This window comes from Roseovarius sp. BRH_c41 (assembly GCF_000961715.1).
Taxonomy (GTDB): Bacteria; Pseudomonadota; Alphaproteobacteria; order Rhodobacterales; family Rhodobacteraceae; genus Roseovarius.
On the sequence record NZ_LADY01000020.1, the window covers coordinates 141,502 to 161,919 of the forward strand.

Below are 20,418 nucleotides of genomic sequence, written 5' to 3' on the forward strand. Positions count from 1 at the left end.
GCAAAGGCAAGAGACCCCAGCATGACAGGTCTGACCGGCGAGGAGCGTGCGTTCCTGTTTCTTCAGGGACCGCATGGACCTTTTTTCTATAAACTCGGGCAGATGCTGCGCCGGGCCGGTGCGGATGTCTGGCGCGTGGGGTTCAATGCCGGGGATCAAGTCTTCTGGCGTGACCGCTCGAGCTATTTGCCGTTTCTGAGCGACGCCGAAACTTGGCCCGCAACCCTGACCCAGATCCTCGACGACAAGCGCATCACCGATCTGGTGCTCTATGGCGATACCCGGCCCATTCATGCGCAAGCGGTCGAAATGGCCCGTGCGCGCGGCCTCAGGGTCCATGTGTTCGAGGAAGGCTACATGCGCCCCTATTGGGTGACGTATGAGCGCGGTGGCACCAATGGCAATTCCCGCCTGATGGAAATGAGCGTGCCCGAGATGCGGCAGGCGCTGGAAAACTCGGATATGGACACCGCCCTGCCCCCCGCCAGTTGGGGCGACATGCGCCAGCATGTGTTCTACGGCGCGCTCTATCACGGCTTTGTCCTTTTCCTGAACCGCCGCTACCGGCATTTCCGCCCACATCGCGCGCTGACCGTTGGACAGGAATTTAAGCTCTATCTCAAACGTCTGGTCCTGATGCCGGTTCAGGCGATCGAGCGGCGTCTGACGACATGGCGCGTCCGCACCGGCGGCTTTCCGTATCACATCGCCCTTTTGCAACTGGAACATGACGCCTCGTTTCAGGCGCATTCGCCGTTTTCCACGATGACTGAGTTTCTGGAAACCGTCATCGACGGCTTCGCCAAGGGAGCGCCGCCGCATCATCATCTAGTGATCAAGGCACATCCGCTGGAGGATGGTCGCGCCCCCATCCGCAGTGAATTGCGCCGCCTGATCCACACCTACGGCCTGCGTGGCCGGGTGCATTACCTGCGCGGCGGCAAGCTGGCCAAGTTGCTGGATGAGGCCAGATCTGCGGTCACGGTCAATTCCACGGCGGCGCAACAGGTGCTCTGGCGCGGCATTCCGCTGCGCACCTTCGGGCAGGCGGTCTATGCCAAGCCGCAGTTTGTCTCGACCAAACCCTTGCGCGATTTCTTTGCCGGGGCGGAGCGGCCGGATCGCCGTGCCTACACCGATTACCGCCGCTTTTTGCTCGAGACCAGCCAGATCGCGGGCGGGTTCTATTCCGCCAGCGGGCGGCGGCAATTGCTGCGTCAGGCCGTCGACATGATGCTCTCACCCGAAGACCCCTATGACGCGCTGCGCTCTGGCACCGCGGCCCCTCGGCAACAGTTGCGCCTTATCCCGTAAGCCATCCAGATAGAAATGCTGGATTTTCGTAAACATGTTCGGTAGTTTAAGAAAAAAAGACCCGAGGCAGAACAAAAACAGGTCGAGGAGACCGAGCAGTGATACCCCGACATTCCCGATGGGCGCGGTCTGTCGCGCTTTTGGCCATTGCATCCATATTGGCCGGATGCGCCCTGCCTCGTGTAGGTCCCAACAAGCGTGAACTTTACGCAGGCTCCGTGCAGAAGGAGGGGGATGCCTTTGTCGTCACGGTGAACGATCGCGTGACCCGCGCCACGGCTGTCCAACCCGCCCTTGGGTTCACGGATGAATTCAGAAATGCGGGGCTCCTCGGATCCGACATGATCAGTTCCGGCGATACTCTGGGACTGACCATCTGGGAAAATGTTGATGACGGGCTCTTGGCAGGAGAGGCCACAAACCAGACCCTCCTTGATGAGGTGCAGGTAGACGGATCAGGCTTTATCTTCGTGCCATACGCCGGGCGGATCAAAGCCGCAGGCAATACACCCGAAGGTGTGCGTCGCATCATTACCGAAAAGCTCGAACAACAAACCCCTGACCCACAGGTCGAAGTGCGTCGCCTCGCGGGCAACGGCTCGACCGTGTCGATCAGCGGGGCTGTAAGCGGTCAGGGCGTCTATCCAATCGAGGCCCCCACTCGTACGCTCTCGGCGATGATCGCCTCTGCGGGCGGGATCGCCATTGAACCTGAAGTGGCGCAGATCACGGTGATCCGGGGCGATCAGCGCTCCAAAGTGTGGTTTCAGGATCTCTTCAAGCATCCGCAGTTCGACATCGCGCTGCGCGGTGGCGACCGTATTCTGGTCGAGGCCGATACGCGCGCCTATACCGCACTTGGGGCCACCGGCGCACAGGCGCGCGTGACATTCGAGACCCAGACACTGAGCGCCTTGGAAGCGATAGCGCAGGTCGGCGGGCTGACAACCTCTGCCGCCGATCCGACGGGTGTGTTTGTACTACGCAATGAACCCGCAGAGGTGGCAAATCAGGTTTTGGGTCGCAACGATCTGCAAGGCGCGCAGCGCCTTATTTACGTTCTTGATCTGACCAAGCCAAATGGCATGTTCATGGCCCGCGATTTTGCCGTTCGCGACGATGACACCATCTATGTGACCGAGGCACCGTTCACACAATGGTCGAAAGTCATCGGCGCACTGACCGGCACACTTGGGGCGGTTGGGTCGATTTCAACGGCGTCCTCGACGCTCTCGGGCGACTTTTGAGGCAGCCCTTAGACGGTGAACCCGCTGGCGAGGCGCAGGCCTCCCGGCGGGTTTTCTTTTTCAACGGCGGGTTTCTTTGGCAAGGCCGTGTGCGCCGTATTCTGGCACTGGCGGGCTATAATCTGACCCTCGGCCGGCCCGACGCGGAGGATCTCATCGCCGTCTGGGGCCGCAGCCCCTTTGCAAAGCGTGGCGAGGCAATGGCCGAGCGGACCGGTGCGGGCCTCTTGCGGATCGAGGATGCGTTCCTGCGCTCACTTCATCCGGGGCGCTCGGGGGAACCACCGCTTGGCTTGGTGATCGACCGGCGCGGCATCTATTTCGACAGCAGCCGCCCGTCGGATCTTGAACATCTGCTCGCCACGCATCCGCTGGACGACACAGCCCTGCTCAATCAGGCGCGCAGCGGCATGGCCCGAATGCAAGAGACGCATCTGAGCAAATACTCCGGGTTCGATCCCCGCACTCCCTGCCCCGAACCGGGCTATGTGCTGGTCATCGACCAGACGCGCGGCGATGCGTCGGTGATCCACGGCGGGGCGGATGCCAATACTTTTCGTGAAATGCTCTATTGGGCACAAGAGGATCACCCCGGCGCGCGCATTATGATCAAGACACATCCGGAAACGGCACAGGGCCATCGGCCGGGCTATTTCACAGGTGCCGACGAGTCCGCGCGCATTACCCTGTTGTCTGCTCCCGTCAGCCCATGGGCGCTGCTCGAGGGGGCTGTCGCGGTCTATTGCGTGTCCTCTCAGATGGGGTTCGAGGCTATCCTGGCGGGGCACCGGCCTCAGGTCTTCGGCAAGCCATTCTACGCGGGATGGGGTCTCAGCGACGATCACCACCCCCTGCCCCTGAGGCGCCGAGGCCGCAAGCTGACCCGCGCGCAGCTCTTTGCCGGGGCAATGCTGCTCTATCCCACATGGTATGATCCCTATCACGACCGGCTCTGCGATCTGACAACCGCCATCGGAACTTTCGAGGCGATGACCCGCGCATGGCGCGAGGATCACGCCGGATGGGCAGCCTATGGCATGCGCCTGTGGAAACGTGCGCCTTTGCAGCGGTTCTTTGGTCAATACCGGCGGGTCTCGTTCCCCAAGCGGCCCCAGACCGAGCGCCCCTCAATGGTCTGGGCGTCTAGCGCGGCCAAGACCCCAGAGGGCGCGATCCGCATTGAGGACGGATTTTTGCGGTCGCGCGGCCTTGGGGCCGATCTCATTCCCCCTCTGTCGCTCGTCTGCGATGATCTGGGCATTTACTACGATCCGACCCACGACAGCAGGCTGGAACATCTGATTGACGCGCGCGCGCGTATGCGTCCCGATCAAGAGGCGCGCGCAGAGGCGCTGATTGCCGCGCTGACCCGGCATGGGCTGAGCAAGTATAACCAAGGAGAGCCTGCCCACGATCTGCCAGAGGGCCACCGAATTCTTGTGCCGGGGCAGGTTGAGGATGACGCCTCGATCCGGCTTGGCGCCGGTGCGATCACTACTAATCTCAGCCTTTTGCACTCTGTGCGCCTCGCCAATCCGAAGGCCGTGATCCTCTACAAACCCCATCCCGATGTCGAGGCTGGCCTGCGACCCGGAAACGTGCCCCCGGAGGCGCTTTACGAGCTTGCGGATATGGTCCTCATCCACACCGATCCGGCCCACCTCCTGCCACGGGTCCAAGAGGTGTGGACCATGACATCCTTGTTGGGCTTTGAGGCGCTCTTGCGCGGGGTGCGTGTGACCACGACCGGCGCGCCCTTTTATGCCGGATGGGGGCTGACCCGCGATCTGGGCGAAACCCCCGCAAGACGCAGGGCGCGGCCATTGCTCACTGGTCTCGTGCATGCCACGTTGATCGACTATCCGCGCTATTTCGATCCAAAGACGGGACGGCCCTGCCCGGTCGAGGTGGTGGTCCATCGGCTCGCGCATGGGCCGTTGCCCCGTCCCGGTCCAGCCAACCGGTTGTTGGCCAAGCTGCAAGGCGCTCTGGCCTCTCAGGCAAGTCTCTGGCGATAAGGCACATCAGCGCTATCTACTCGGCGGCGGTATCCAACAACACGGCTTCAACGCGACGGTTGCTCTCCCGTCCGTCGCCGGTGGTGTTCGGGGCCAAGGGTGCCAGATAGCCAATGCCATGCGCTTCGAGTTGGGTAGCAGGCACACCGTGAATTTCCGTCAGAACGCTCAGCACCGCCTCTGCACGCGACCGTGAAAGGGCGATATTCCCCTCCAACCCGCCCGTGCTGTCCGTATGTCCAACCAGCGCAACGCGGGTGTTTGGTTTTGTCAGCAGATAGGCAGCAAGCGCCTCAAGGCTAGGATGCGGTCCCGGCCCAAGCGCATTGTCCCCAGACCCGAAATCGAGCCCCTCCAGCACCGCATGCCCGTAGCGTTTCAATGCCTGCACGACATCAGGAGGGGACGTGTCGTCGACCTCAGGGCTGCGTGGACCCGTTGCATCTGACTCCTGACCCAAGCCTGTCAGTTGGATCGTTTGCACATACCCAGTTTGCCCACTCTGGCTGACGATCAGGGCGACGTGCTCCAACTTGGCCTCAGGTCCACGGCGCGCCACAAGATAACGATAATCAAAGAGATCGATGAACATGTCGGGCGCAGGCAAGACCGGCAGGGCAAAGCGGAAATCGAACCCGCCGCACTCCTCGGCCAGACAGTCGAACATCACCTCCCATCCGGAGTCTTCCAACTGGCGTCGCAATGGTATGAGGATTTGCAATGTCGTGACGCCCTGCGCCGGAAACCGCCAAGCGCGGCTGATGATCTGACCGTCCAGCCGCAGGCGTGGAGCGCCTTGGGTCGAGTATGGACCGATGGGCAGGATCAGCGTATCCGCCTCGCGGATCACCTCGCGTGTCATGCTGGCATTGGCAGGCAATTTGAGATCGAGCGCCTGCGCCGACCCACAGGCCAGTAACATCGAGAGCAAGAGAGTGCAGGCGCTTCGCATGCCGGATCAACGGGCCTGTGCGTGATAGTCGGGATTCGGCTGCATGCCCGTGGCCGAGGCAACACGATTGGTCATATTGAAGAACCCCGCGACATTGGCAATGTCCCAGATGTCGCGATCGCTCAAGCCCTGATCACGCAGCGCTTGACGGTCGGACTCGGTGATTTCTGCAGAGGCTTTGGTGACCTTTTCCGCAAACCCCAGCATGGCGCTCTGCCGTGCATCGAGCCGTGCGGCACGCCAGTTCATCACCATCGCTTCGCCCAATGCCGGATCATTCGACAATTGCCGCACCGCAGCCCCATGCGCCACCTGACAATACCAGCACCGGTTGATCGAGCTGACGACAACCGCAATCATTTCGCGCTCCAGCTTGGTCAGACCACTTGGGGCGAGCATGAGATCATTGTAGAGCGTGGTGAACGCGTTGAGCTTGTCGATGTCAAAGGCATAGGCCTTCAGCACATTGGGGATCATACCCAGCTTTTCCGCGCAGATATCGAAGTATTTCTGCGTCGCGTCGGGCAACGGCTCGATCATCGGCAAATCAAGTGCGGTGGGCTGGTCCGGTTTGGTCATCTCTCACTCCTTTTGCCGGTAATGATAGTCCCCGACATGGGCAAAGCCCATCGCCGAATATAGGCCATTGGCACCCTGATTGCTCTTGGTGCAGATGACGGACAGGTACTGTGCGCCGTGCTCCTGCGCCCAATGCGCGGCCTGAAGCATCATCAGCCGCCCCATGCCCGCGCGCCGGTGGCGGACCTGCACCTCGAGCGCATGCACCATGGCAATCCCTTGGTGAATGGCGGCAAAGCCGGTGGCGGCGGGCTGGTCCTTATGCCTGCCAAAGAGCCCGGTCTTGGGGCCGATGACACGCTCCATCACCGCGATCCGCGCCGGGCCGATCCCACCCTCGGCCCAAATTTCGCGCATGACTTCAAGGGGTTCCCAGATGGAGAACGTCGTGACGCGGGGTGGCTTTTCAACCGTCAACGCATCCAACGCGGCGACATAGAGATTAACCGGATCAACCACCTTGTAGCCTTTGGTCGCCAGCAACGCGTCCAGAGTGTCATCCCCTTGGCGCACCTGAAAGAGCGGGGTCTCACCAAGATCCTGCATCGCAGCCTCGGCTGCGGTCAACTCCTCGATGGTGATCGGCCGCGCAACAGTGGCGGCGGACACGCGTTTGCCGCCACCCTTCCCATCGCGAAGGGTCACGGGGCCAAGGTGCTGCGTCTGCGCGGACGGCCAAGTGGCCTCTGTCACCGCATAAAGTGTCTGCACATCAGGTGTCATGCCGGAAACATCCCCGCCAATTCGGATATAGCGGCATCAAGCCGTGCACCGTCCTGACCGCGCATCACGATCTGTGCCCCGTAGCAGCCATCCCGAATGAACGGGTAAGACCCGATGCTGAGGTCCGGATACCGCTCCGCCAGATCCGACAGTGGACCCGCGATATCACCTTCGCCACGTCGGATCTCCAGCGTTTGCGACAGGATCGGCGCACCGCCGGTGAGTGTTGGCAGCACTGAGGCCAGCATCGCCTGAAAGATCGCGGGCACCCCGGCCATAACATGCACATTCGCGATGGTGAATCCAGGTGCTGCGCTGATCGGGTTGTCGATCAGAACCGCCCCATCCGGAATACGCGCCATGCGCAGGCGTGCCGCGTTCAATTCCTGCCCACGCGCGTCATAATGTGCGGCCAATATCGCGCGGGCATCGTCGCGCACTGAAATGGGGCGATCAAAGGCCGCCGCCACATTCTCGGCGGTGATGTCATCATGGGTCGGGCCAATCCCGCCTGAGGTGAATACGTGGTCATATCCCGCGCTCAGCGCCCGCACGGCGGCCACGATGGCGCCGGGATCGTCGCTGACCACGCGCACTTCCATTAGGTCAATGCCCACCTTCGTCACCTCGCCCGCCAGATAGTGCATGTTGGCATCGCGCGTGCGCCCCGAGAGAATCTCATCTCCGATGACAAGCATGGCTGCGGTCGGGTTGGGCATGGCAGACTCCTTGATCCGGGAACAAACCCGGTATAGGCGCAGGCCATGCGCTTTCAAACCCCTCTTGTGCAGGCCGTGCTGCTGCGCCGCTACAAACGCTTTCTCGCCGATATCCGCCTGACGGACGGGCGCGAGGTGACGGCGCATTGCCCCAATCCCGGCAGCATGCTGGGGCTGGCTGATCCCGGCGCATCCATCTGGGTTGAACCCAATGAAGATCCCCGCAAAAAGCTGAAATTCGGCTGGCGGCTGGTGGACCTCTCAGGTGGGGATTTCGTCTGTGTCGATACAGGTCTTGCCAACCGGATCGTCAGAAATGCGCTTGAGGCGCGGACAATTCCGGAACTGGCCGCCTATGATCGGGTCCGCCCCGAGCAGGCCTACGGCACAGCCAGCCGGGTCGATTTCCTGCTCTCGGGCGCGGGCCTGCCCGATGCCTATGTCGAGGTGAAATCCATGACCCTGTCGCGCGCCCCCGGTCAAGCCGAATTTCCCGACAGCGTGACCGCGCGCGGCACGAAACATCTGGGCGAGTTGGCAGAGATGGCGCAGTCCGGACATCGCGCCGTGCTCCTCTATCTGGTGCAACGCACCGATACGCAGGCCGTGACCGTGGCCCAAGACATAGACCCCGCCTATGCTAAGGCGCTGCAAACCGCACGCGCGGCGGGGGTCACGGTTATGTCATATCGTGCCAATATCACCCCGCAAGAGATCACAATCGGTCACAGCCTGCCGTTTGGCGACGACCGCCCTCTGGTCCTTTCGCGCAAATAGCCCTAGATAAACGGAAAATGAACACCATACGAGGCCGGACGTGAACGAGACACACCGTGGAAGACTGACACGCGAGGGGATCCGCATCCATGAGGCTGCGGATTTCGCGGGCATGCACCGCGCCGGAGCCCTAGCGGCGCAGATCCTCGACGAGATCGCAGAGCATGTGTTCGTCGGCCAAACCACCGCCGCCATCGACAAGCTGATCGAGGACAAGGTCAACGCCTCAGGCGCGAAATCCGCCACCATCGGCTACAAGGGCTATCAGCACGCCAGCTGCATCAGCGTCAATCACGTGGTCTGCCACGGCATTCCCGGCGACAAGGTGCTAAAAGACGGCGACATCCTGAATGTCGACGTCACCGTGATCCTCGATGGTTGGTTCGGCGACACGAGCCGGATGTATGTGGCGGGCAAGCTCAGCCGCAAATCCGAGCGGTTGATCCAGGTCACGCATGACGCGCTGATGAAAGGGATCGAGGCGGTGCGGCCCGGCAATACCTTTGGCGACATCGGCCACGCGATCCAATCCTACGTCGAGGCGCATCGCATGTCGGTGGTGCGCGATTTCTGCGGGCATGGCCTTGGCCGCGTCTTCCACTCCCCGCCCAATGTGCTGCATTACGGGCGTGCAGGCAGCGGGCCGACCCTCGAAGAAGGGATGTTCTTCACCATCGAGCCGATGGTCAATCTGGGACGGCCCGAAACCAAGGTTTTGGCCGATGACTGGACCGCCGTGACGCGCGACAAATCTCTCTCGGCGCAGTTCGAACATTCGATCGGGGTGACGGCGAGCGGTGTCGAGATTTTCACCCTGTCGCCTGCGGGCAAGTTTCATCCGACTTGGGAGTGAACCGGGGCCAGCGATTGGCGTCGGGTGTGGTCTGAAGGGGCATTCGACGCGTGCGATGAGCCGCGCGGGGCCCGTCCGCCGGGTGGGCGCTGCGCGGCGGTGCCTGCGGCACCTTGAGACCGCGCATTGGCGATTGGGGCCAACTTCAGCAAAGGGCCATCCGCCCCTTCACCCCCGCAGCACCGCCCCCGGGTTCATAATCCCGAGAGGATCAAGCGCTGCCTTGATGGCCCGCATCGCGTCCAGCTTTACCGGATCGCCATAGCGCTCCAGATCCTCGACCTTGAGCCGCCCGATGCCATGTTCGGCGCTGACAGACCCGCCCATCGCATGCACCAGATCATGCACCGCACGCTTGATCTCGTCCCGCTCAGCCACGTGATCAGCACGGGCGCGCCCCGGCATGGGAAAGACGTTGTAATGCAGATTGCCATCGCCCAGATGCCCGAAACAGTTGATCCGAAACGCCCCGATCCGGGCGATCACCTCAGCGCCTTTCACAATGAAGTCAGGGATTTCGGACATCGGTAAGGAGATGTCATGCGAGCTGATCGAGCCGACACGCCTGTTGGCCTCGGGGATCTGCTCGCGCACCTCCCAGAACTGATGGCGCTGCACCTCGGATTGCGCGATGACCCCGTCGCTGACCAGCCCCGCCTCCAGTGCCTCGGCAAAAATCCCCTCAAGCGCCGTCGCCGGATCAAGCCCGCGCGCCAGCCCGACGTCGATCAAGACGAACCATTCGGGCATCTGCGCAAAGGGCTGCCGGATATCGGGCAACGTCTCGGCCAGAAACTCGAGCCCCGCCCGGTGCATGATCTCAAAGGCGCTTACGCCCTCGCCCATCCGGTCGCGCGCCAATGCCAAAAGGTCGAGCGCAGCGCGTGGCCCCTCCACCACCATCAGCGCCGTGCCCTCTCCCATTGGACGGGGATAGAGCTTGAGAGCGGCGGCGGTGATCACCCCGAGCGTGCCCTCGGACCCGATCAGAAGATTGCGCAGATCATAGCCGGTGTTGTCCTTGCGCAGACGTTTCAGACCGTTCCAGATGCGCCCGTCCGGCATCACCGCCTCCAGGCCCAGACACAAATCGCGCGCATTGCCGTAGCGCAGCACATTGACGCCGCCCGCATTGGTGGCCAGATTGCCGCCAATCCGCGCCGATCCCTTGGCGGCGATGCTCAGGGGGAAGAGCCGGTCCACCTCGGCGGCGGCCTCGTGGATGTCTTGCAGGATCACCCCCGCCTCAACCACGATCACATTTTCAGCCGGGTAAATGCCCCGCACCGCGCGCATCCGCTCAAGGCTCAGGATCACCGGCACCGGGCCATCGGGCGCGATCTGCCCCCCGACAAGGCCCGTGCCGCCGCCATAGGGCACCACCGGCACGCGCGCGGCGGCACAGGCGCGGACAATCGCGGCCACCTCCTCGGTGCTGCCAGGGGCCAGAACCACGCCCTGCCCCTGCCAGCGGCCACGCGGCTCCTCAAAGTAGCCGGGAGTGGCCTCGCGGAACACGGGTACAGGCAGATGCGCGCGCAGCGCGTCGATGAATGCGGGGGTGGCGGGGGCCAAGGTCGGAGTCAGGGTCATGGAATTTACCTATCACGTTGCCCACATCGGTCCAGCCCTTTGTGACCCGCAAGGGAACCGGCTTGCTGCGCAGAGATGGGCGGCTTTCCCTCTTGCCTCTGCCCGCCCTCCGGGCCATTTTGCGCGCCATGCAGATGATCCCCCGTGCCCCGCTCTTTCTTGGCCTTGCAGGCCTTTTGCCCTTTCTCTGGGGGGCACTGACCGTGATCATGCCCGAGCTGGGCCTCTGGACGGCCCAGACCATCGGGCCGCGCTTTGCCGGGCCATATGTCATGCTCTTTTATGGCGCGGTGATCCTGTCGTTCATGTCGGGCGTGCTCTGGGGTTTCGCCACGCGGGCGACGGGGGCCTTGGCGAGCATCTGCTACGGCCTCTCGGTGATCCCGGCCCTCTGGGCGTTTTTCATGACCGGTGGCGGGCCGATCTCGGCGGGAATAAGCCTCATTTTCGGGTTCGCGGGCCTCTTGGCGCTCGATTGGCAATTCTGGCGCTGGGGTCTGACACCGCCCTGGTGGATGGCGCTGCGGATGCTACTGACGGCGGTGGTCATCGCCTGCCTTGCGGTGGGGGTGCTGCTCTGATGCCCGCGCTCTATGCCTATACCGACGGGGCCTGTTCCGGAAATCCCGGCCCCGGCGGCTGGGGCGTGCTGATGCGCGCCATGGAGGGAGACACCATCGTCAAGGAACGCGAGTTGAGCGGCGGCGAGGCCGACACCACCAACAACCGGATGGAACTTTGCGCCGCCATCGCCGCGCTGGAAGCCCTCTCGCGCCCCTCGGCCATCACGATTGTCACCGACAGCGCCTATGTAAAGAACGGCATCACCGGCTGGATGCACGGCTGGAAACGCAACGGCTGGCGCACCGCCGACAAGAAGCCGGTCAAGAATGTCGAACTGTGGCAACGACTGGACGAGGCGCAGAAACGCCACACCGTCACTTGGGAATGGGTCAAGGGCCACGCAGGCCACCCAGAGAATGAGCGCGCCGATGAATTGGCGCGCGCAGGCATGGCGCCCTTCAAGCCGGGCAAGGCCAAGGGATGAGCGCGCTCACCCTCCTCGATTACGCCTCGGTGCTGATCTTCGCGCTGACCGGCGCGCTTGTGGCCTCGCGCCAACAGCTTGATATCGTGGGCTTTGCCTTTATCGCCTGCCTCACGGCCGTGGGCGGCGGCACGTTGCGCGATGTTTTGCTGGATCGCAACCCGGTCTTCTGGCTCGGCAATCCTAATTACATCCTGATCGCCTGCGGAGCAGCCCTCCTCGTGTTCTTCACCGCCCATCTGGTCGAAAGCCGCTATCGCCTCTTGCTCTGGCTCGACAGTTTCGCCTTGGCCGTGGCGGTGCCTGCCGGGGTGAGCGCCGCGATGGTGATGGAGCAAAGCGCGGTGATCGTGGTGCTGATGGGCATGGTCACCGGTTGCATGGGCGGCCTGATGCGCGATGTCGTCTGCAACGAGGTGCCGCTTGTGCTCAAACAGGGCGAGCTTTACGTCACCGCCGCCTTTGCCGGGGCGCTTGGGGCAGTGGGGGCGGCTATGTTCACTCACGAACCGCTTGCGATTTTGGGCACCTGCGCCGCCCTGACTTGGGCCTTGCGCGCAGGCTCGCTCAGCCTTGGGTGGCGATTGCCGGTTTACCGCGCGCGTCCACCAAGAAACTAGATTTCACCGCCGCTCGCCGATCATCTTCCACAGCCAGACCAGCAGCATCGCGCCCAGAACCGCGCCGATCAGTCCGCCCACAAGGCCTGTGATCATCAGCACCATGCGAATGACCACCGCCCCGATCAGCGTCCCGGCGATCCCAATCAGGATCGTCGGCACCACCCCCAGTTCGACCCGCATCAGCCGCGTCGCCAGAAACCCGGCCGCGATGCCCACGATCAAGAGCCCGAGGATGCCCATGCCTTACCTCCGCTTGCGCCAATGGGTCGGCACAATGATGAGCGCGCCGACCGAGGACAGGATCGCATCAATCCCCGGCGCACCAAAGCGGATGCCGAACATGATCCGGACAAAGTAAAAGAGAAATGCGCCGCCGATGCAGATGATGATTGAGGGCAGATAGCCATTGCGCGTAAAGCCGCTTTTCTCGCTCGCGTAGCCGACGATGCCCGCGATCACCACCGTGCCGAATAGCTGCATGAACATCGCGTCACCCCAATTGCGTGCCACACGGCAAGGGCATGCCGCGCAGGAACTCGTCTGCATCCTGCGCCGCGCGCCCGGCCCGTTGCAAGCGCAAAAGCCGCACAGCCCCCGTGCCACAGGCCACGGTCAACCCGTCACCGAGAACGACACCCGGCGCACCCTGCCCGTCGGCTACGGTCGAGCATAGCAGCTTGATCCGCTCTCCCCCCACCTCGCACCACGCCCCCGGAAAGGGCGAGAGCCCCCGGATCAAGCGGTCAATCTCTGCGGCGGGGCGCGTCCACTCCACCCGCGCCTCTGATTTGTCGATCTTGGCGGCATAGGTCACACCCGCCTCGGATTGCGGCACGGGCCGAAGATCATCTAGCCGCCCGAGCGCCTCAATAATCAATCGCGCACCAAGTCCAGACAAACGGTCATGCAATTCCCCCGTCGTCTCCTGCGGCCCAATCGTCATCGCCCCGCGCAACAGAACCGGCCCGGTATCCAATCCCGCCTCCATCTGCATGATGCAGATCCCCGTCTCGGCATCCCCCGCCATGATGGCGCGGTGAATGGGGGCTGCCCCCCGCCAGCGGGGCAAGAGGCTGGCATGGATGTTCAAACAGCCGCGCGCGGGCGCATCCAGCACCGCTTGCGGCAGAATGAGACCATAGGCCACCACCACCGCCACATCAGCCTTGAGTGCTGCAAATTCCGCCTGCGCCTCAGCCTCTTTCAAACTCACCGGATGGCGCACTGGCAGACCAAGCGCCTCGGCGCGCGCCTGCACCGGGCTGGGGCGGTCCTTTTTGCCCCGCCCCGCCGGGCGCGGCGGCTGGCAATAAACGGCGGCCACCTCATGCCCCGCTGCAACCAAAGCCTCAAGCACCGGCACAGAGAAATCCGGCGTTCCCATGAAGATCACACGCATGCCGCCCCTTTCACTGTTTCAAAAATACTCAAATCCGGCGCCGCCCCAGGCACCGCCTCAGCCGATCTTGCGCGCACGCCTCAGCAGCATGTCGCGTTTTACTGTGCTGAGGCGGTCGAAATACATCCGCCCCTGCAAATGGTCGATCTGATGCTGCACGCTCGTGGCCCAGAGACCCACGAAATCGCGTTCTTCATCCTCTCCGTCTGCATTCAGAAACCGCACCGTCACCGCGCGCGGACGCTCAATCACGGCAGACACACCTGGCAGGCAGGGGCTGGCCTCGTCATGGGGCCGCAATTGCACGCTCGCGTGCAGGATTTCCGGGTTGGCCATACGCACCGCCTGCCCGCGCGCCGTGCTGGCATCGACCACGGCAAGCGCCTGCATCTCGCCGAGTTGCGTGGCGGCAAGACCCACCCCCGGCATCGCCTCCATCACCGCGACCATCTTGTCCCAGAGGGCGCGCGTTGCATCGGTGATCTCAGTGACCGGTGCCGCAGCCATCCGCAGCCGTTTGTCTGGCCAACGCAGGCAGGCACGCGGCGCCACGGCCTAACCCCGCGCCAATTCGCGCTTGAGCTTTTGCATGCGGCGGGTGATGAGTTGGCGCTTCATCGCGCTCAGATAGTCGATAAAGAGCTTGCCATCGAGATGGTCGATCTCGTGCTGCACGCAAGTGGCCCAGAGACCGCCAAACCCTTCCTTGTGCTCAACCCCGTCAAGATCCATCCAGCGCACCTCGACCTCCGCAGGCCGGGTGACATCGGCGAATTGGTCGGGGATCGACAAACAGCCTTCCTCATAGACGCTCGTTTGGTCGGAAAAAGCGGTGATTTCGGGGTTCAACATCGCGATGGGGCGCGGTGTGGCCCCTTCGTCCTTTACACAGTCAAGCACGATCAACCGGTCCATCACCCCCACCTGCGGCGCAGCAAGGCCGATGCCCGGTGCGTCATACATGGTCTCGAACATATCCTGCGAGAGTTTGCGCAAGGCATCGGACACGTCCCTCACGGGCGTGCAGACCTTTCTCAGGCGTGGGTCGGGATGGATCAGAATAGACCGTTTCATGGCGGCTATTTAGGCGATGGTCGGGCATTCTGCAACGCCTCTTGCGCTCGGGCTGTGATCGGTTAGCTTGCCGCGCGAACCCAGACCCGGAGAACCCCATGAATTTCGACGAGATCATCGACCGCCGCGGCACCGGCAGCAGCAAGTGGGACAGGATGCACGCCTATGGCGGTGTTTCACCCGACGACGGAATTCCGATGTGGGTGGCCGACATGGATTTTCGCGCCGCCGATGTGCTTCAGGAGGCAATGCAGGACCTGATCGAGCGCGGCAACTACGGGTATTTCGCGGGCGACGAGGACATGAACGCGGCGGTTGCCTGGTGGATGCACGAGCGGCACGGCTGGACTGTGAATCCTGACCATATGTCCAGCACAGCCGGGTTGGGTCATGCCATCGCGCTGATTCTCGAGACCTACACCGATCCGGGCGACGAGGTGATCATCTTTACCCCCGTCTACCATGAGTTCACGCATAAGATCAAACTGACCAAGCGGGTGGTTCACGAGGCACCGCTGATCATCGAGAATGGCGTTTATCACATGGATCTCGACGCGCTCGAAGCCGGGCTGACGGGCAAGGAGCGGATGATGCTCATTTCCTCACCCCACAACCCTGCGGGTCGCATCTGGACACCGGACGAGCTGCGGCATCTGGCCGATATCTGCGCGCGGCACGATCTGATCATGGTGGCGGATGAAATCCACCACGATCTGGTCTATCCCGGCCAGACATTTACAAGCTTTCTCAAGGCGGCCCCCGAGGCCGCGGATCGCACCTTTGTGCTTACGGCGGCCTCAAAGACATTCAACACGGCGGGGGCGCGTCTGGGCACGGTCACAATTCCCAACCCCGAGTTGCGCAAGCGCTTTCGGCAAGCGCTGCTTGAGCATCAAACACAGCCCAATCTGATGGGAGTCGCGCTCACCCGCGCCGCCTATTCTCCGGGGGGCGCGGATTGGGTCGACGGGCTGGTCGCCTATATCGAGGGCAATCACCGGTTATTTCTCGATGGGATCGCGCAGATTCCGGCGCTGAAAGGCATGCCGATGCAATCGACCTATCTCGCATGGGTCGACTTTGCTGCGACCGGCATGGAGATGACTGAGGTGTTGCGCCGTGTGCATGAGGATGCGCGCGTCGTGCCGTCGGTCGGGGCGCATTTTGGCAGCGGCGGCGAGACGTTCCTGCGCTTTAACATTGGCACACCGCGTGCGCGTGTCGCCGAGGCGGTAGAGCGGCTCCAATCCGCCTTTGCCGATCTGCAATGACCGTCCGGGGGGCGGGCCGATGACACGGGTCTTCATCACCGGCACCGCAGGTTTTATCGGCTATCATCTGGCTGATCTCCTGCTGAATGAGGGCATGACCGTTCACGGGCTGGACGGCATGACCGATTACTACGACGTCAGCCTCAAAAGGCGCCGCCACCAGATGCTGCTGCAAAAGCCGGGCTTTGTCGCAACCGAGGCCATGCTCGAGGATCAGGCGGCGGTGGACGCCGCCATCGACGCCTGTGCCCCCGACATCATTGTGCATCTCGCCGCACAAGCGGGCGTGCGCTACAGCCTCGAGAACCCGCGCGCCTATATCGACGCCAATATCGTGGGCACGTTCACCGTGATGGAAGCGGCCAAGCGCCACGCGGTACGCCATCTGCTGATGGCCTCCACCTCGTCGATCTACGGCGCCAATACCGACATGCCCTATGCCGAGACCATGAAGGCCGACAGTCAGATGACGATCTACGCCGCCACCAAGAAGGCGACGGAATCAATGGGCCACGCCCATGCCCATCTGTGGAACCTGCCCACCACGATGTTTCGGTTCTTTACCGTCTATGGGCCATGGGGCCGCCCCGACATGGCCTATTTCAAATTCGTCGAGGCTATTCTGGCGGGCCGTCCCATCGACATCTACAACCATGGCGAGATGTATCGCGATTTCACCTATGTGGGTGATCTGGTGCGCGGCATCCGCCTCTTGATGGATGCCGCGCCCGTGCGGCCAGACGCACCCGAGGATATTGCGGCGGGCGACAGCCTGTCCCCCGTTGCGCCCTACCGGATCGTGAATATCGGCAACTCACAGAAGGTGCGGCTCTTGGATTTCGTCGCGGCCATCGAAGACGCGCTGGACCGTCCCGCCATCCGCAACATGATGGAGATGCAAAAGGGTGACGTGCCTGCCACATGGGCCGATGCACAACTCTTGAAGCGTCTGACCGGCTATCAGCCAAATACCGAAATCCACGACGGAATTGCCCAATTCGTAACCTGGTATCGTGCCTATTATCAGGTCTGAGAGGGATTGTGATGACACAAGACCGCCACAGGCATAGCGTAGCCCGGTCCGCACTGATAGCCTGTGGTTGAGCAGCCTCCGCGCGGGACAACGAAGGAATGACCACCCCATGAGCAACACAGGCAAACCGATCAACTTGGCGCTTCAGGGGGGCGGTGCGCATGGCGCGTTTAGCTGGGGCGTGCTGGACTACCTGCTCGAAGATGGGCGACTGCATATTGCTGGTGTATCGGGCACATCTGCGGGGGCGATGAACGCGGTGGCCTTGGCCGATGGGTATACCCGCGGCGGTCCGGACGGTGCCCGCGAGGCACTTGATCGTTTCTGGCGCGACATGAGTGGCAGCGTCAAGAACTCGCCGCTGCAACGCACTCCCATGGACCGGATCACCGGCAACTGGGGGCTGGAAAATAACCCGTTCTATCATTTCATGAATGCCCTCACCGGCATCGCCTCGCCCTATCAACTCAACCCGATGAACATCAACCCGCTCCGCGATCTGGTGGCAGAGAGCATCGACTTTGAGATGGTGCGCAAATGCACGGCGTTTCAGCTCTTTGTCTCGGCTACGAATGTCGAAACGGGCCGCGTCCGCGTGTTTTCCCGCGAAGAGATGACAGTGGATATGGTCATGGCCTCAGCCTGCCTGCCGCAAATGTATCAGGCGGTCGAGATCGACGGAATTCCTTACTGGGATGGCGGTTATATGGGCAATCCCGCACTCTTTCCGCTCTATGGCAAGACCGGAACCGATGACATCGTGGTCATCCAGATCAACCCGATCGAGCGCAAGGGCGCGCCGCGCACGGCGCAGGAAATCCAGAACCGCCTGAATGAGATCAGCTTCAACTCCAGCCTGCTCAAGGAACTGCGCGCGATCAATTTCGTTGACCGATTGATTGACCAAGGCAAGCTCTCGACAGATGAATACCGCCCGGTCAAGGTGCATCTGATCGAGAATGAGGCACTGCTCAATCCGATGGGGGCCTCGTCCAAAATGAATGTGGAATGGGCCTTTCTGACCCGTCTGCGTGACATCGGGCGTGACACTGCCAAGGCGTGGCTAGATAGCAGTTTCGACCGGATCGGCACCCAGAGCACAGTCGATCTCTTCAAGATGTTTCAAGGGATTGGAGCAGAGCACCAAGGATAGAGGTGACCGAAGCCGTCAGCGGTTTCATGTACGGGATCCCACGCCAGGAGCGTCAAACACGCCACGCGGACTTGAACTCGTTATCAATGTAAGCGATGGGGCAATACAGGCCATACCAGTTGGGAGTATTCCAGTTGAAGGACATCCGAGCCTTGAATCGGCTCTTGCGACGGTTTCAGAAACCCGCGGAGCCAGGACGGAAAGAAACCAAAGGCAGGGCCGAGACGCCCCATCACAAGGATGGAAATCCCTACACTGGGCTCTCGCCCGACCGGTTTTGGCGCACGGGCGTCCAGCAGTCTGACCCGGCGAACATGCCGGGCATCCACACTCCGAAATTCCTGATCACCCGCCAAGATACAATCGTGACGATGGGAAGCTGCTTTGCGCAGCATATCGCCAACTGGCTGCGCGACCGGGATTTCAACGTTCCGTTCTATGACTCTGTCGACAACATCAGGGCAAAGTCCTTTTCCGCAAACTACGGCAATATCTACACGGTCAAGCAGGCACTTCAGCTTGTGCAGGAAGCACGCAGCGCGCGTGTCCCAAGCGAGGCCGCATGGTCCGTCGACGGGGGCGTCATCGACCCCCTGAGACCCGCGCAATTCGAAGCCCCCTTTCAGAACGAAAGTGCCTTGCGGTCAGCGCGTGCCACGCATTTGAAAGCGGTCCTGGCCGCACTGAATGACCTTGATGTTCTGGTCTTCACCCTCGGACTGACCGAGGCGTGGCGTGTCAAATCCTGCGGCACCGTTCTCCCGGTGGCGCCCGGCGTGATCGCGGGCCAGTTCGATCAAAACGCGCACGAATTTGTCAACTTTCGCTATGATGAGATCTTAACGGACCTGCGTGCCCTTTGCGCCGAAATCCGTGATCTGCGCGGTGGTCGTGAGTTTCGCATGGTCCTGACTGTTTCTCCGGTTCCCTTGACGGCAACAGCCGCACCACAGCATGTCTTATGCGCCTCAACCTACTCCAAATCCGTTCTGCGTGCCGTTGCCGGAGACTTCTGCGAGGATCACGACGACGCGGATTACTTCCCGTCGTTCGAATTGGTCACGAACCCGGGTGCATATTCAGCGAATTTTGAGGACAACCTGAGATCCGTGCGACCTGCCTCTGTTGCCAGCGTGATGACGATCTTTGAGCGGCTCTGTCTGGAGGGGGAGTCAGACACCCCGGCCACATCTGCCGGAATAGGGGATGTGGACTGTGAAGAGGCACTGCTTGACGCCTTTGCAGGAAACACTCGGACGGCAGGCCGCCCAAACACCACGCCCCTGCTCGTGGTTGGCAACAGCCATCTGGGCGGGGCAAGGGACCATGCTCTGGCAAACCCTTTTGGCCAAACCGCGCAATTTGCGATGCTGAACTTCTTGAGAACCGATCCTTTCGCAAAGATCAAAACCACGCGGTTCCGGACCTTCAAATATCGTGACAATGTGCGGGACCAATTTGCCGATGTGGTCGCGGACGAGGCCCGCACCTTGATCATTGTAGGCTGTGGTTTGATGGGCGATGGAATCATTCGGGCACATGGTGACCTGCGTGCCGGATTTCCGGGGTGCAACGGACGCAAGATTTCACCGAACGTGCCGATCGTTCACGAGGTCTCGGCTAACCTGATAAAATTCTACGACTCCGCCACACGCCAGATCGCGCAGAATATTCGCAAATTGGAAGATTTCTGCGATTTCGAACACGTCTTCTGGATTGCAGCTCCGGATATGTGCGAAGCAACCGCCCGTTTCCGGCTAGGAGATGAATTCGTCGAGTCCGGCTCACTTGTCCATCATCGCGAGGCGTATGCCCGGTCCCTCCGCGCAGCGCTCAAGTCTTCCAACCGAGTTCAAGTGGTTTGTCATCCGACGCAGGAGCTATGCGAGGCCAGCGGCTTTTCGAAGGACAAGTTTGCCGCGCATAGGCACCCGTGGGACGTCCACTGCAATACCGCCTACTTCGACAACGCCTTTGACCAAGTCTGGACCGCACTCAGGACCGGCGCACCCTGATGCAAGCCGGTCATCTGCCATCTTTTC

General features: G+C 61.9%; 22 protein-coding genes. 12 read left to right on the top strand and 10 right to left on the bottom strand.

The window, feature by feature from the left end:
• The first annotated feature begins 21 nt into the window (after positions 1–21).
• From VR71_RS06260 to VR71_RS06270, 3 genes are all read left to right on the top strand, one after another.
• A complete protein-coding gene (locus VR71_RS06260; protein ID WP_009815628.1) occupies positions 22–1,314 on the top strand; it encodes a capsular biosynthesis protein in 1,293 nt (430 codons plus the stop codon).
• A gap of 98 nt (positions 1,315–1,412) precedes the next feature.
• Positions 1,413–2,561: a polysaccharide biosynthesis/export family protein gene (locus VR71_RS06265; protein WP_040650253.1), complete on the top strand. Its 1,149-nt coding sequence runs from the start codon at positions 1,413–1,415 to the stop codon at positions 2,559–2,561.
• Positions 2,558–4,579 (top strand): capsular polysaccharide biosynthesis protein, encoded by a 2,022-nt coding sequence (locus VR71_RS06270; protein ID WP_045682125.1) that lies wholly within the window; start codon positions 2,558–2,560, stop codon positions 4,577–4,579. The genes VR71_RS06265 and VR71_RS06270 overlap by 4 nt, the downstream gene beginning before the upstream one ends.
• A gap of 16 nt (positions 4,580–4,595) precedes the next feature.
• Here VR71_RS06270 and VR71_RS06275 read toward each other — a convergent pair whose 3' ends face one another.
• The 4 genes from VR71_RS06275 to VR71_RS06290 are packed head-to-tail and all read right to left on the bottom strand — an operon-like array spanning position 4,596 to position 7,552.
• The gene (locus VR71_RS06275; protein WP_045682127.1) at positions 4,596–5,531 is read right to left on the bottom strand and encodes an OmpA family protein; all 936 of its coding nucleotides are present in this window, start codon (positions 5,529–5,531) and stop codon (positions 4,596–4,598) included.
• A gap of 6 nt (positions 5,532–5,537) precedes the next feature.
• Complete coding sequence (locus VR71_RS06280; RefSeq protein WP_045682129.1) at positions 5,538–6,110, bottom strand: peroxidase-related enzyme; 573 nt, start codon at positions 6,108–6,110, stop codon at positions 5,538–5,540.
• Positions 6,111–6,113: 3 nt separating this feature from the next.
• Positions 6,114–6,833 carry an N-acetyltransferase gene (locus VR71_RS06285; RefSeq protein WP_045682131.1) on the bottom strand — a complete coding sequence of 240 codons (720 nt, stop codon included), beginning with the start codon at positions 6,831–6,833 and terminating at the stop codon, positions 6,114–6,116.
• On the bottom strand, positions 6,830–7,552 hold the full coding sequence (locus VR71_RS06290; RefSeq protein WP_045682133.1) for a molybdopterin-binding protein: 723 nt from the start codon (positions 7,550–7,552) through the stop codon (positions 6,830–6,832). The genes VR71_RS06285 and VR71_RS06290 overlap by 4 nt, the downstream gene beginning before the upstream one ends.
• A 45-nt stretch (positions 7,553–7,597) precedes the next feature.
• Between VR71_RS06290 and sfsA the strand changes: the two genes are divergently transcribed.
• Entirely contained in the window at positions 7,598–8,329 is a 732-nt protein-coding gene (gene sfsA / locus VR71_RS06295; protein WP_045682134.1) for a DNA/RNA nuclease SfsA, read from the top strand.
• 40 nt (positions 8,330–8,369) lie between these two features.
• Complete coding sequence (gene map, locus VR71_RS06300; RefSeq protein WP_009815636.1) at positions 8,370–9,182, top strand: type I methionyl aminopeptidase; 813 nt, start codon at positions 8,370–8,372, stop codon at positions 9,180–9,182.
• A gap of 168 nt (positions 9,183–9,350) precedes the next feature.
• Here the strand turns inward: map and VR71_RS06305 are convergent, their stop codons facing one another.
• Positions 9,351–10,775: an FAD-binding oxidoreductase gene (locus VR71_RS06305; RefSeq protein ID WP_045682136.1), complete on the bottom strand. Its 1,425-nt coding sequence runs from the start codon at positions 10,773–10,775 to the stop codon at positions 9,351–9,353.
• A gap of 128 nt (positions 10,776–10,903) precedes the next feature.
• Between VR71_RS06305 and VR71_RS06310 the strand changes: the two genes are divergently transcribed.
• The 3 genes from VR71_RS06310 to VR71_RS06320 are packed head-to-tail and all read left to right on the top strand — an operon-like array spanning position 10,904 to position 12,443.
• Positions 10,904–11,356, top strand: a complete 453-nt coding sequence (locus VR71_RS06310) for a DUF3429 domain-containing protein (RefSeq protein WP_045682197.1) — start codon at positions 10,904–10,906, stop codon at positions 11,354–11,356.
• Positions 11,356–11,823, top strand: coding sequence for a ribonuclease HI (gene rnhA, locus VR71_RS06315; RefSeq protein WP_045682138.1), 468 nt, complete (start codon positions 11,356–11,358; stop codon positions 11,821–11,823). The genes VR71_RS06310 and rnhA overlap by 1 nt, the downstream gene beginning before the upstream one ends.
• Positions 11,820–12,443, top strand: coding sequence for a trimeric intracellular cation channel family protein (locus tag VR71_RS06320; protein WP_045682140.1), 624 nt, complete (start codon positions 11,820–11,822; stop codon positions 12,441–12,443). The genes rnhA and VR71_RS06320 overlap by 4 nt, the downstream gene beginning before the upstream one ends.
• Positions 12,444–12,446: 3 nt before the next feature.
• Here the strand turns inward: VR71_RS06320 and VR71_RS06325 are convergent, their stop codons facing one another.
• Genes VR71_RS06325 through def (VR71_RS06345) form a run of 5 tightly spaced genes read right to left on the bottom strand, consistent with a single transcriptional unit; the run spans position 12,447 to position 14,919 of the window.
• Complete coding sequence (locus VR71_RS06325) at positions 12,447–12,686, bottom strand: GlsB/YeaQ/YmgE family stress response membrane protein (RefSeq protein WP_009815641.1); 240 nt, start codon at positions 12,684–12,686, stop codon at positions 12,447–12,449.
• 3 nt (positions 12,687–12,689) lie between these two features.
• Positions 12,690–12,932 carry a hypothetical protein gene (locus VR71_RS06330; RefSeq protein WP_045682199.1) on the bottom strand — a complete coding sequence of 81 codons (243 nt, stop codon included), beginning with the start codon at positions 12,930–12,932 and terminating at the stop codon, positions 12,690–12,692.
• A 4-nt stretch (positions 12,933–12,936) separates the two neighbouring features.
• On the bottom strand, positions 12,937–13,845 hold the full coding sequence (fmt, locus tag VR71_RS06335; RefSeq protein ID WP_045682142.1) for a methionyl-tRNA formyltransferase: 909 nt from the start codon (positions 13,843–13,845) through the stop codon (positions 12,937–12,939).
• A gap of 57 nt (positions 13,846–13,902) precedes the next feature.
• Complete coding sequence (gene def, locus VR71_RS06340) at positions 13,903–14,397, bottom strand: peptide deformylase (protein WP_296429967.1); 495 nt, start codon at positions 14,395–14,397, stop codon at positions 13,903–13,905.
• 3 nt (positions 14,398–14,400) lie between these two features.
• Positions 14,401–14,919, bottom strand: a complete 519-nt coding sequence (gene def, locus VR71_RS06345; RefSeq protein ID WP_045682144.1) for a peptide deformylase — start codon at positions 14,917–14,919, stop codon at positions 14,401–14,403.
• 98 nt (positions 14,920–15,017) lie between these two features.
• Here def (VR71_RS06345) and VR71_RS06350 point away from each other — a divergent pair, with 98 nt between their 5' ends.
• The 4 genes from VR71_RS06350 to VR71_RS24710 all read left to right on the top strand — a co-directional run bounded on the left by VR71_RS06350 (position 15,018) and on the right by VR71_RS24710 (position 20,391).
• On the top strand, positions 15,018–16,190 hold the full coding sequence (locus tag VR71_RS06350) for a MalY/PatB family protein (RefSeq protein WP_045682146.1): 1,173 nt from the start codon (positions 15,018–15,020) through the stop codon (positions 16,188–16,190).
• A gap of 19 nt (positions 16,191–16,209) precedes the next feature.
• Positions 16,210–17,223, top strand: coding sequence for an NAD-dependent epimerase/dehydratase family protein (locus tag VR71_RS06355; protein WP_045682148.1), 1,014 nt, complete (start codon positions 16,210–16,212; stop codon positions 17,221–17,223).
• A gap of 109 nt (positions 17,224–17,332) precedes the next feature.
• Positions 17,333–18,376, top strand: a complete 1,044-nt coding sequence (locus VR71_RS06360) for a patatin-like phospholipase family protein (protein ID WP_045682150.1) — start codon at positions 17,333–17,335, stop codon at positions 18,374–18,376.
• A gap of 134 nt (positions 18,377–18,510) precedes the next feature.
• Positions 18,511–20,391: a GSCFA domain-containing protein gene (locus VR71_RS24710; protein WP_296429969.1), complete on the top strand. Its 1,881-nt coding sequence runs from the start codon at positions 18,511–18,513 to the stop codon at positions 20,389–20,391.
• The last annotated feature ends 27 nt before the right edge of the window (positions 20,392–20,418 follow it).